The sequence below is a fragment of the Nonomuraea sp. NPDC048881 genome, from assembly GCF_040649795.1.
Classification (GTDB): domain Bacteria; phylum Actinomycetota; class Actinomycetes; order Streptosporangiales; family Streptosporangiaceae; genus Nonomuraea.
Genome location: NZ_JBEZGC010000039.1, coordinates 17,768 through 29,239, shown reverse-complemented (window position 1 = coordinate 29,239; position 11,472 = coordinate 17,768). Strand labels below are relative to the sequence as shown.

9 protein-coding genes are annotated in these 11,472 nt (G+C 73.4%); 1 reads left to right on the top strand and 8 read right to left on the bottom strand.

From position 1 onward, the window contains the following. Positions 1–179 precede the first annotated feature (179 nt). Both AB0C33_RS50535 and AB0C33_RS50530 read right to left on the bottom strand, forming a co-directional pair. The gene (locus tag AB0C33_RS50535) at positions 180–953 is read right to left on the bottom strand and encodes a methyltransferase domain-containing protein (protein ID WP_358302822.1); all 774 of its coding nucleotides are present in this window, start codon (positions 951–953) and stop codon (positions 180–182) included. 84 nt (positions 954–1,037) lie between these two features. Further along, positions 1,038–2,264 (bottom strand): class I SAM-dependent methyltransferase, encoded by a 1,227-nt coding sequence (locus AB0C33_RS50530; protein ID WP_358302819.1) that lies wholly within the window; start codon positions 2,262–2,264, stop codon positions 1,038–1,040. Between the two features lie 306 nt (positions 2,265–2,570). Between AB0C33_RS50530 and AB0C33_RS50525 the strand changes: the two genes are divergently transcribed. Further along, on the top strand, positions 2,571–3,650 hold the full coding sequence (locus tag AB0C33_RS50525) for a hypothetical protein (RefSeq protein ID WP_358302816.1): 1,080 nt from the start codon (positions 2,571–2,573) through the stop codon (positions 3,648–3,650). 27 nt (positions 3,651–3,677) lie between these two features. Here AB0C33_RS50525 and AB0C33_RS50520 read toward each other — a convergent pair whose 3' ends face one another. Genes AB0C33_RS50520 through AB0C33_RS50495 form a run of 6 tightly spaced genes read right to left on the bottom strand, consistent with a single transcriptional unit; the run spans position 3,678 to position 11,330 of the window. Further along, a complete protein-coding gene (locus AB0C33_RS50520; RefSeq protein ID WP_358302813.1) occupies positions 3,678–4,133 on the bottom strand; it encodes a MarR family transcriptional regulator in 456 nt (151 codons plus the stop codon). A gap of 7 nt (positions 4,134–4,140) precedes the next feature. Beyond that, positions 4,141–4,767, bottom strand: a complete 627-nt coding sequence (locus AB0C33_RS50515; protein ID WP_358302810.1) for an HPP family protein — start codon at positions 4,765–4,767, stop codon at positions 4,141–4,143. Further along, entirely contained in the window at positions 4,764–5,453 is a 690-nt protein-coding gene (narI, locus tag AB0C33_RS50510) for a respiratory nitrate reductase subunit gamma (RefSeq protein ID WP_358302808.1), read from the bottom strand. The genes AB0C33_RS50515 and narI overlap by 4 nt, the downstream gene beginning before the upstream one ends. Further along, positions 5,450–6,067, bottom strand: coding sequence for a nitrate reductase molybdenum cofactor assembly chaperone (gene narJ, locus AB0C33_RS50505; RefSeq protein ID WP_358302805.1), 618 nt, complete (start codon positions 6,065–6,067; stop codon positions 5,450–5,452). Before narJ ends, narI begins: the two co-directional genes overlap by 4 nt. Then, complete coding sequence (narH, locus tag AB0C33_RS50500) at positions 6,064–7,653, bottom strand: nitrate reductase subunit beta (protein ID WP_358302802.1); 1,590 nt, start codon at positions 7,651–7,653, stop codon at positions 6,064–6,066. The genes narJ and narH overlap by 4 nt, the downstream gene beginning before the upstream one ends. Continuing rightward, positions 7,653–11,330 carry a nitrate reductase subunit alpha gene (locus tag AB0C33_RS50495; RefSeq protein ID WP_358302799.1) on the bottom strand — a complete coding sequence of 1,226 codons (3,678 nt, stop codon included), beginning with the start codon at positions 11,328–11,330 and terminating at the stop codon, positions 7,653–7,655. Before AB0C33_RS50495 ends, narH begins: the two co-directional genes overlap by 1 nt. Positions 11,331–11,472: the final 142 nt, after the last annotated feature.

Here is an 11,472-nt window from a genome sequence, read left to right as displayed (position 1 = left end):
CACCTGGCCCGCATGGAACTGCGCACCGCCCTCGACGTCTGGCTCCAGCGCATCCCCGCCTTCACCCTCGCCGACCCCGACGCCGTCACCTGGGCGACGGGCCAGGTGCGCGGCCCCCGCACCCTTCCGCTCCGCATCACCTGACCCTCGCCCGCCCCTGGCCCCCGCCAGGGCGCCGATCACGCGACTTCGGCCGTCACCAGGAACAGCAGGGCCGAGGCCAGGAAGGGGCGGGAGCGCAGGTCGTCGAACCACTCCTCGGCGCCGGGTTCGAGATATCCGGCGCCGACGGCCCTGACCAGGTTGCGGCGCAGGCCGAGGACCTGGTCGGCGGTGGCCAGGTCGCGGAAGACCGGCGCGACCGTCGCCACCGACCGCACCGTGAGGCCCGCCTCCTCGCACAGCCGGGCCAGGCTGCGGCCGAGCGTGCCGTGCCGGATCATCTCGGTGGAGATGAACCGGGCCAGCGTCCGGCCGACGTCCGGGCGCGGGGAGTCGACGAGCATGCCCTCCCAGTCGGGTTCGGCCATGACGATCCGCGCCCCCGGGCGCGCCACCCGGCGGAACTCCGCCAGCACCCGCGCCGGGTCGTCCACGTGCTGCAGCACCCGGTCGGTACGGGCCCGGTCGACGCTCCCGTCCTCGAACGGCAGCTCGTGCACGTCTCCGGAACGCACCTCGACCTGGGGCCGTCCGGCCAGACGGGCGGCCGCCTCGGCGACCATCGCCGGGGCGCGGTCGAGGCCGATCACCCGTCCGGCAGGGGTGACGGCGTCGGCCATGGCGGCGAGGTCGGTCCCGGGGCCGCAGCCGAGGTCGAGCACGGTCTGTCCGGGCCGCAGGTCCAGCAGTTCGAGGACCTGCCGCTTGTAGCCCCTGCCGACGTCGGTCGAGGCGACGTGGTCGAGGTAGGCGACGGGGTCGGGACGGGAGGCGGGATCAATGTCGATCATGAACCCAGCCAACCAGACGAGTTCGCAGATCCCGGGGACACCAGGTGGAGGTTCCGTGCACCCGAGCCCCCGGGGTGGAGAGGGTCAGGTGCGGCGGAGGCGCCACAAGGAGGTGGTTTCGGTGGTGCGGGCGGCGTGCAAGGGGTCGGTCCGGTCGGCGGCGCGTGGGTGGCGTGGCCGGGTGCGGAGCTGGTCGACGACCCGTAGGCCCGCGCTCGCGAAGGCGGACAGCAGTTCGGCACGGGTCCGTAACCCCAGCCGTTCGGCCAGGTCCGACAGGATCAGCCAGCCTTCTCCCTCCGGGGTCAGGTGCTCGCCGAGCCCGTCGAGGAAGCCGCGGAGCATCCGGCTCCCGGGGTCGTAGACCGCGTGGTCGAGGGGCGAGGCGGGCTTGGCCGGAAGCCAGGGCGGGTTGCAGACGACGAGCGGCGCGCGTCCCGGCGGGAAGAGGTCGGCCTCCAGGACGTCGACCCGGCCGGACAACCCCAGCCGTCGCACGTTGGCGCGGGCGCATGCCACGGCGCGCGGATCGCGGTCGGTGGCCACGACCCGCTCGACGCCTCTGCGGGCGAGGACCGCGGCGAGCACGCCCGTCCCGGTGCCGATGTCGAACGCCCCCGCGCGCGAGACCAGCGGGGCCGCGGCCACCAGGTCGACGTACTCGCCGCGCACCGGTGAGAAGACGCCGTAGTGGGGGTGGATGCGGTCGTTCAGGGCGGGCACCTCGACGCCTCGCCTGCGCCATTCGTAGGCCCCGACGATGCCCAGCAGCTCACGCAGCGAGATCACCGAAGCCTCCGTCGCGGGCCCGTAGACCTGCGCGCAGGCGCTCCGCACGTCGGGGGCGCGCCGCAGGGGGACGCTGTGGTCCGGGTCGAGCGGCACCAGCAACCGGCTCAGCGTGACGGCCCGCTGGGAACGGGCCTGCCGATGCTGATGGAAAGCCTGCGCGAGCGAAGACGCAGGCGCGGCCAGGTGAGCGGACGCGAGGGCGGTCGAGGAGGCGGACGCCGGCGCCGAAGCGGACGCGGGGGCGGGCGCGGGCGCGGGGGCGGGTGACGGGGAGCGGGAAGGGCGGGGTGGAGGTGCGTGGTGGTCGGCGCGGCGGGTCATGGCGCGCAGCAGGCGGCGGGCGGCATGGAAGTCGCCGCGCCACAGCAGCGCGGTGCCCTCGCAGGCCAGCCGGTACGCCGTGGCCGCGGCCAGGCGCTCGTCGGCGATCACCACGCGCGCGGGCGGCGGCGAGCCGTTCTCGGAACGCCAGCGGGCCGACCGGGCCTCGCCGTCTTCGGTCCAGCGGATCTCGAGCACTCAGGGCTCCTCATGATCGAACCAGTGATGGCCATGAGAAGCACTTCGACGCGGAGAGGGTCAGCCTGTGGCGGCCTCCCGCGAGGAAGTGCGCGCCGGGGCGTCGCCGAGAACCATGCCGGGCGGTGGGAACGACATGATCAACCTCCTCGCGGTGCTGGGAACCCCCTCATCCTAGCTTCACCGGCGGACGTCGAGCACTGTCAGCTTCCTCCTGACCGCGTTTCGAGGACAGATCCGGTCGAGCCGGAATACGGTGGGCCGTTGACCATCGGCCAACGCCCGCAAGCCCTACGGAGTCTCTCCATGCGTACCGCAGCGGCAGTCCTCTCCTTCGTGCTCGCCCTCGCCCTTCTCCCCGTCCAACCGGTGACGGCCACTGTGACGGCCACCGCCACCACCACCGCCACCACCACCGCCGCCGCCACCATCGCCGCCTCGCCGCTGCCGGGCGGCAAGTCCACCTTCGTCGTCTCGCAGGGCCATCTCCAGGCCGCCTCCCGGCAGAACTGGGTGCGCCTGGGCACATACCGCTTCGCCGCGAACGGCACGGTGAGCGCCGCCCTGTACCTGTGGTGGCAGCGTTTCCCCAAGGCCAGGCAGCGCACCGGCACCGTGCCCGACCCGAGCTGCACCACCAAGGCCGGCGGCGTCTCGTCGCGGCCGCGCGGCTGCGAGGTGCTCACCGCGGGCGGCTACACGGGCGGCCCGAGCGAGACCCGTACGGGGACGTACACGCTGGCGGGCAACGTGCTCACGATCCGGTGGAAGATCGCCCAGACCTGGACCGAGCAGTGGTACGTGCGCACCTCCCCCGACGGCAAGCTGGCCCGCCTCGACCTCAAGGGCAGCAGCCTGGCCACGCACGGCTACGGCTACGGCAGCAACGCCGCGATCGGCACCCGGCGCGCGATGAGCTCGGTGCGGGCCTTCCCCGGCTCGCTCAGGCAGGACCTGACGAGCTGGGCGAGCGGCACGCTGGTCAACTCGGCGAACCAGCCGTTCGGCCACTCCTCCTTCCGCGCCTGCAAGTCGACCACCTCGTGCCTGACCTACCTGCAGCCGTCCTCGCGGGGCGCGTGCCAGAAGTCGGGCGGCTGCCCCAAGTACGGCGGCGGCACGAAGGCCAACGTCAGCTCCATCCAGTACTACCTGACGACGATCTCCAAGTCCGACCGGCGTGACACGCTGTGGCACTGGTGCACGTGCCTGGCGATGGAGCGGGGCGAGTTCTGCTACACGGGCAACTCGCACGTCAAGCCGCTGATGCAGATCATCGACGACACGGGGGCCTTCCGCGGCTGGGTCGGGGTGGAGGCGTCGTTCTCGACCGGTTCGCGGGCGACGGACATGCTGGCGGTGCTGCGCATCTCCGACTTCCGCTGAGCGCCGCGTCTTCCGCTGAGCGCCGCGTCAGGAGCCGGAGCGCAGGTCCTCGGCGGCCTCCTGGTAGGCGCGGGCGGCCCGGTCGAAGTAGTCGTAGAGCACGTCGAGGTGCTCGGCCGGGTAGCCCGCGAGGATGTCGCCGATCTTCTGCCGGACGGGGGCCATGACCGCGTCGAGCTCGGCGGGCCTGCCGACCGGCTCGACGATCACCTTGCGGCGGTCGTCGGGGGCGGGCACGCGGCGGACGTATCCGGCCTGCTCCAGCCGGTCGATCAGCCGGGTGGTCGGGCCGGTGGTCAGGCCGGTGCGGACGCCGAGCTCGCCGGGGGTCATCGGGCCGGCCAGTTCGAGGATGTTCAGGGCGTACAGGTCGGTGGCGCCCAGGCCGCAGGCTTTGGCGCCGGCGTGGCCGTGCAGCATGACCGCGCTCAGGTAGCGGCGGTAGCGCCGGCCGGCGTCCGACGGGTCGGGGGTGTTCGGCACGCGGTCCTCACTTCCTGTCCTCCTTCTTGGGGAAGATAAATCCTCCAAGAAGTAACTTCTTCTGCGAAGTTACCACGCGGGAGACGCGGAGACGTCCGAGCGCGAGCAGGACGAGGGTCGTGAGCACCACGGCGGTCAGCAGCACGGCCAGGTTCAGCGGGGTGCGCAGGAAGCCCAGCGCCACGATCAGCGTGGTCGCGCCGCCGGGCGGATGCGAGCTGTCGGTGGCCAGCATGCCCAGCGTCGTGCAGGACAGCGCGATGACGACGGCGAGCACCCGGCGCCCGTCGATGTGCCCCAGATCGGGCGCGGTCCGCGTCAGCCCGGTGACGGTGAGGGCCAGGTAGCCGCCGGCGGCGCTGATGGCGTGCCCGGCGACGGTACGGCGAGGAGCGGCGGCCGGCGCCCCCGGCGCGGTGAGCACCAGGTAGATCGTCGGCCCCAGGGACGGGAAGACGAACGGCTGGTGGGCCAGCCAGGCGACCAGGGCGGGCACGCTGATGCTCACCGCGGCCCGCCCGGCGACCGCGCACGCCCCGGCGCCCCGCGCCCTGACCGCCCCCCGCTCCCGGGCCCCGCCGCCGGCCGTCCCCTCCGCGCCTTCCGTCCCTTCCGCGGCGGCTTCGGCGCTCATCGGGGCAGCGCGCCACCGCGGGAGCGGTAGACGATGTACGGCCTGGCCAGGTAGGCGACGGGCGCGGCGAAGGCGTGGACCAGGCGGCTGAACGGCCACAGCGCGAACAGGGCCAGGCCGAGCAGCGTGTGCGCCTGGAACACGAACGGCGCCGAGGCCATGGCGTCCACGTCCGGCTCCAGTTCGAGCAGGCTGCGGAACCACACCGACACGCCGAGCCGGTAGTCGCAGTGGCCGGACGGCCCGAGCAGGGTGGCGATCAGCCCGGCCAGCAGCACGGTGGCCAGCACCGGGTACAGGACGCGGTCGGAGCGGCCGGTGGCCCGCCGCACGGCCCGTACGCGCAGCCGCCGCCACAGCAGCACGCCGAGCCCGGCCACGGTGGCCAGCCCGGCCAGCCCGCCGACGACCAGGGCGTTGAGCTGGTACATGGGCTCGGTCACGTGCACGGCCTCGGTGAACCGCTCGGGGACGAGCAGGCCGACGAGGTGACCGGCGATCACGAACAGCAACCCGAAGTGGAACAGCGGCCCGCCCACCCGCAGCATGCGGCTCTCGTGGAGCTGGCTGGAGCGGGTGGTCAGCCCGAACCGGTCGTAGCGGTGGCGCCAGACCGCCCCGGCGACGAACAACACCAGGACGACGTACGGCAGAACGCCCCACAGGGCGATGTCGAGATGCCTCATCGGCGGACTCCTCCGGGAACCTCGGGCAGGGCGGTGAGGCCGACACGTTCGGCGGGCGGGCCGAGCGCCGAACGCTCGTCCACGGTCCGGCGGTCGGCGGACGTGGCGCGGGGCAAGGTCAGCCGCACGGCCTCCACGACGGCGGCGTAGCCGCTGCGGCGCGCGGTGAGGCCGGCGTGCAGCAGGTCGAGGCCGGGCCGGTGGTCGCGCAGCAGCCGGCCGCCGGGGCCTGGCACGCGGGCGGCGAACTCCAGCATCACCGGCAGGAAGTCGGGCAGCTCGCCGGTGCCGGGCCGCCAGCCGTGGGCCTGGTAGAGCGTCTTGAGCTCCAGCAGGGACTCGCCGCGCCGTCGGGTGTCGCCGTCGCCGTAGTAGGTCATGTGGAGCGTGCGCCGGCCGCTGCGGTCGAACGTGGACACGTACGCGGCGCCGGCGTCGAGCGCGGGCAGGGCCGCCGCCTCGGCGCAGAAGCCGCGCAGGCGCTCGGCGGCGGCGCCGCCCGTCGAGCCGAGCGCGTCGCGGACCAGGGCGAGGCGGGCGGTCCAGTCCTCGCCCGGGTAGCTCAGGAGCAGGGAGGCGGCCTGGTGGATCAGGCGGACGTCGTGCCGGTTCACTCGGCCGCCTCGTCCCTGGACGGGAACAGGCCGTCGGGGGTGCCCTTGCCGTCCCAGTTGAGCAGGTTGACCCGGCCGCGCAGCCGGTCGTCCCTGGTGACGGGGGCGCTGTGGAAGCTCTCGGCGAGCATGCCGGGGCCGCCGGGGGCGTCCAGGCTGCAGCCGACGTGGTCGGCGTGGTCGGCGTGGTCGGAGGTGACGTAGGCGGTGGGGATGACGTACCGCTCGTCGTACTTGGCGATGGCGAGCAGGCGGTACATGCGTTCCAGGTCGGCGGGCGACAGGCCGGTCCCGGCGGCGATGCCGGGGTCCGGCTCGTCGCCGAGGTTGCGGGCCCGCATGTGGGCGCGCATGGCGGCCAGGCGGTGCAGCGCGGCCTCCACCGGGGCCGGGTCGCCCGCGGTGAACAGCTCGGCGAGGTAGCCGACCGGGATGCGCAGCGAGTCGATGGCGCCGAACAGGTTGCCCGCGTCCTCGCCGTCGTGCCCGGTCTCGGCGAGCGCGTCGACGATGGGCGACAGCGGCGGGACGTACCAGACCATGGGCATCGTGCGGTACTCCGGATGCAGGGGCAGCGCGATGCGGAACTCGGTGATGAGCCGGTGGACGGGCGAGCGGCGGGCCGCCTCCAGCCAGTCGTGCGGGATGCCCGCCGCCTCGGCGGCGGCGACCACCTCGGGGTCGGCGGGGTCGAGGAAGCAGTCGAGCTGCGCCGGGTACAGGTCACGTTCGTCCGGTACGGCGGCGGCCGCGCCGATGCGGTCGGCGTCGTAGAGCATGACCCCGAGGTAGCGCAGGCGGCCGACGCACGTCTCGGAGCAGACCGTCGGCTCCCCCGCCTCGATGCGCGGGTAGCAGAACGTGCACTTCTCGGCCTTGCCGGTCTGGTGGTTGAAGTACACCTTCTTGTACGGGCAGCCGGACACGCACATGCGCCACCCCCGGCACCGGTCCTGGTCGACCAGCACGATGCCGTCCTCCATGCGCTTGTACATCGCCCCCGACGGGCAGGCGGCCACGCAGGACGGGTTGAGGCAGTGCTCGCAGATGCGCGGCAGGTGGAACATGAACGCCCGCTCGTAGTCCAGCCGCACGGTGTCGCTCACCTTGCGCAGCACGACGTCGGCGGAGAGCTGCTCGGGGCCGCCGCCCAGGTCGTCGTCCCAGTTCGGGCCCCAGGTGACGGCGGTCGGCCGCCCGTCGATCAGCGAGCGGGGCGGCGCGGTGGGCACGTCGTCGCCGAGCGGCGCGCTGGTGAGGTTGTCGTAGTCGTAGGTCCAGGGCTCGTAGTAGTCGTCCAGGCCGGGGAACTCGGGGTTGGCGAAGAGCGTGGCCAGGCGGCGCAGCCGGCCGCCGGCGCGGGGCACCAGGCGGCCGTGGCGCAGCCGCCAGCCGCCCCGCCAGCGTTCCTGGTCCTGCCAGCCCCGCGGGTAGCCCTGGCCGGGGCGGGTCTCGACGTTGTTGAACCAGACGTACTCGGTGCCCGGCCGGTTGGTCCACGTCTGCTTGCAGGTCACCGAGCAGGTGTGACAGCCGATGCACTTGTCCAGGTTCATCACCATGGCGATCTGGGCCATCGGTCGCATCAGTAACGCACCTCCTGATCCCGGCGGCGGATGACGGTCACCGCGTCGCGCTGGTTGCCGGTGGGGCCGTAGTAGTTGGGGGCGAAGGAGAGCTGGCCGTACCCGCCGATCAGGTGGGTCGGCTTGACCAGGAGCTTGGTGAGCGCGTTGTGCACGCCGCCGCGCCGGCCGGTGGCCTGCGACTTGGGCACGTTCACCAGCCGCTCCTGGACGTGGTACATGAACACGGTGCCGGGCGGCATGCGGTGGGAGACGACGGCGCGGGCCACCACGACGCCGTTGACGTTGACGGCCTCGATCCAGTCGTTGTCGGCCACGCCGATCGTGGCGGCGTCCTCGACGCTGATCCAGATGACCGGGCCGCCCCTGGCCAGCGTCTGCATGAGCAGGTTCTCCTGGTACTCGGAGTGGATCGACCACTTGGAGTGCGGGGTGAGGTAGCGCACGTTCACCGCCTTGCCGCCGTCGGGCGCGGCGGGCAGGCATTCCCCCAGCGCGTCGAGGTCGAGCGGCGGCCGGTAGACGGGCAGCTGCTCGCCGAGCTCGGCCATCCAGTCGTGGTCGAGGTAGAAGTGCTGGCGGCCGGTGAGCGTGTGCCAGGGCTTGCGGTGCTCGGTGTTGATGGTGAACGGCGCGTAGCGGCGGTCGTGCCCCTCCGCGCCCGACCACTCGAAGCTGGCCCCGGCGGCCACCGGCCGGTCCTGGGTGTCGGAGAACACCGTGCGGTGCCCGGCGACCGACGCGCCCAGCTCCGACAGCCCCGAGCCGGGCCCGCAGCGCTCGGCGAGCCGGTCGAAGCCCTCGGCGGCGATCCGGCCGTTGGTGGTGCCCGACAGCGCCAGGATCGCCTCGCACAGCTTGACGTCGCTGTCCAGCAGCGGACGGCCCTCGGCCGGGCCGCCGGCGGCCGTGCCGCAGCGCGCGGCCAGCCAGGCCGACTCGGGGCCGGGCCGCACGGTGACGCCCTTGACGGTCATGCCCTGCCGCTCGGCCAGCGGGCCGAAGGCGGCCAGCTTGTCGGCGACCGCGGTGTAGTCCCATTCGACCAGCGTCACCGCGGGCATGGTGCGGCCGGGCTCGGGCGTCTCGCCGCTCTCGCGCCAGTCGGGGACGCCGCCGCCGGGCTGGGCGATCTCGCCGGGCGTGTCGTGCTGGAGCGCGGTGGCCACCAGGTCGTGGGCGACGTCGAGGCGGCCGGCGGCCAGCTCGCTCAGCTTGCGGGCCAGGGAGTGGAAGATGTCGAAGTCGGTGCGGGCCCGCCAGGGCGGGTTGATCGCCGGGGTGAAGGCGTGCACGAACGGGTGCAGGTCGGTGCTGGACAGGTCGTGCTTCTCGTACCAGGTGGCGGCGGGCAGCACCAGGTCGGCGAAGAGCGTCGTGGAGGTCATCCGGAAGTCGAGGGCGAGCAGCAGGTCGAGCTTGCCGCGCGGCGCGTCCCGCCAGGTGACCTCCCGGGGACGGTCGGGCGGCGGCGCCTCCTCGGCGGTGGCGTTGTCGGGCGCGCCCAGCAGGTGGCGCAGGAAGTACTCGTTGCCCTTGGCCGAGGAGCCGATCAGGTTGGCCCGCCAGACGGTGAGCACCCGCGGCCAGTTCTCCGGCGCGTCGGGGTCCTCGCAGGCGAACGCCAGCCGCCCGGACTCCACCTCGCCGGCGATCCAGCGGGCCGGGTCGGCGCCGCTGTCGTGGATGCGGCGGCCCAGGTCGAGCGGGTTGGCGGCGAAGGTGGGGTAGCTCGGCATCCAGCCCAGCCGGGCCGACTGCGCCACCAGGTCGAGGGTGTGCCGCCCGGCGAACCGCCGGGGCCCGGCGGGGCTGGACAGCGTCCCGGCCGAGAACCGTTCGTAGCGCCACTGGCCGGTGTGCAGGTACCAGTACGGCGTGCCGGCCATCTGGCGGGACGGGCGCACCCAGTCGGCCGCGGTGGACAGCTGCTGCCAGCCGGTCAGCGGCCGGACCTTCTCCTGGCCCACGTAATGGGCCCAGCCGCCGCCGTTGACGCCCTGGCAGCCGGTGAGCAGCAGCAGCGTCAGGAAGGAGCGGTAGATGGTGTCGGAGTGGAACCAGTGGTTGGTGCCCGCGCCCATCATGATCATGGCCCGGCCGCCGGTGCGCTCGGCGGTGGCGGCGAACTCCCGGGCGATCCTGATCGCCTGCGCGGCCGGGGTGGAGGTGATGCGCTCCTGCCAGGCGGGCGTGCCCGGGGCGTCGGGGTCGTCGTAGCCGGTGGGCCACTGGCCGGGCAGGCCGGGGCGGGCGACGCCGTACTGGGCCATGAGCAGGTCGAAGACGGTGGTGACGAGCCGGTCGCCGACCCGCCGGACCGGCACGCCCCTGCGGACGACGCCCGGCTCGTCGAAGCGCGGCAGGACCACCTCGGCGCCGTCGCAGCCGGGCGCGTGCAGGGTGAGCCGCGGGTCGAGGTCGCCGAGGTCGAGGTTCCAGCGTCCCTGCTCGGCGCTCCAGCGGTCGCCCAGCGTGCCGTTGGGCGCGACCGGGCGGCCGGTCGCGGCGTCGAGGATCATCGGCCGCCAGCGGGCCGCCTCCTCCTGACCGCCCAGGTCCGCCGAGGTCAGGAACTTGCCGGGACGCAGCCCGCCGTCGTCGTGCTCCTCCAGTCGCACCAGGAAGGGCAGGTCGGTGAAGCGCTTGACGTAGCCGGTGAAGTGCGGGGCCTGCCGTTCCGCGAAGAACTCGCGCAGGATGACGTGCCCCATGGCGACGGCCAGCGCGCCGTCGGTGCCGGGATGGGGGTGCAGCCACTCGTCGGCGAACTTGGTGGCGTCGGAGTAGTCGGGCGAGACCACGATGACCTTCTGGCCCCGGTAGCGGGCCTCGGTGACCCAGTGGGCGTCGGGCGTGCGGGTGACCGGGACGTTGGACCCCCACAGCATCAGGTAGGCCGCGTCCCACCAGTCGCCCGACTCCGGCACGTCGGTCTGGTCGCCGAACACCTGCGGCGAGGCCACGGGCAGGTCGGCGTACCAGTCGTAGAAGGACAACATCGGCGCGCCGATCAGCGACATGAACCGGGCGCCCACCGCGTGCGAGGCCATCGACATGGCCGGGATCGGCGAGAACCCGGCGACCCGGTCGGGCCCGTACGTCATGAGCGTGTGGACGTGGGCCGCCGCGGCGATCTCCAGCGCCTCGTCCCACTCGATGCGGACCAGGCCGCCCTGGCCGCGCGCCGACTGGTAGAGGTGGCGTTTGCGGGGATCGGTGGTGATCTCGGCCCAGGCCGCGACCGGGTCGCCCAGCCGCGCCCTTGCCTCCCGGTACAGCTCCACCAGGACGCCGCGGGCGTGCGGGTAGCGCACCCGGGTGGGCGAGTAGGTGTACCAGGAGAAGGCAGCGCCGCGGGGGCAGCCGCGCGGCTCGTACTCGGGACGGTCGGGGCCGACGCTGGGGTAGTCGGTCTGCTGGGTCTCCCAGGTGATCAGGCCGTCCTTGACGTAGACCTTCCAGGAGCACGAGCCGGTGCAGTTGACCCCGTGGGTGGAACGCACCACCTTGTCGTGCGCCCACCGGCGCCGGTACGGGGAGTCGTTGACCTTGTCCTCGTCGCGGTACACCGCCCGCCGGTCGGGCGTGGTGTCGGCGCGCAGCAGGTGGGTGCCCGCCGCCAGCAACCGCGCGGCCGCCGTGTCGGCGGCGCGTTCGGCTCGTGTCAGATGCATGCGTATTCCGCCAGGCACGACACATGACCTCCTCACATGGAGATGATGCTTTCGGGTGTGCGCGCCGGCCCGGCCGGGGCGCGGTCCTCCCCCTGCGCCCGGAAACCGGCGAATCGACTGAAAGTTGATGCGTGCAGTCAGA